The organism is Streptococcus sp. HMSC062D07, from assembly GCF_001814215.1.
GTDB classification, from domain to species: Bacteria; Bacillota; Bacilli; order Lactobacillales; family Streptococcaceae; genus Streptococcus; species Streptococcus infantis_I.
Genome location: NZ_KV815334.1, coordinates 261,087 through 261,607 on the forward strand (window position 1 = coordinate 261,087; position 521 = coordinate 261,607).

Consider the following 521-nt stretch of genomic DNA (forward strand, 5'->3'; position numbering starts at 1 on the left):
TCGTCTATTAGTATAGAAGAAAGCTCTCAGCACATGTTGAGGCAGTACCACTGCTTGTAAAATATTAGAAACCTTTGAACGAAAGGGAGAATGAAAAGAGTGAAGGTAGCTTCTCTAATCGAATAGAGGGTAAGAATCAGAGTAATAGTTCAAGTTGGGCTTCTGGATACTATAGTATGACATGCTATCAATCTATTTCAGAAGCTGGACAAATTGTAGTAACTTTCCTTGAAGGAATTGAGGTAGATTTATAAGAGACTGTGACTGGGAAGTTGCAGTCTTTTTAGAGGTTTAATGGTATAATGAGATTATAAACGTGTATAATATTTAAATTCTCTGGAGGACGCATAATGTTGAATTTAGTAAAAGGTCACCAAGTTAGCTTGGTAGAAAACCTGTTTGAATCATTTACAAAGTTAACTGAACATCATTTGACGGCAAATGTACACGCAGAAAAAATATTAGAGGTTTTTCAACACTTTATTGCGATTCATGACGAGCCCTTGTTTTTTATTTTGGAA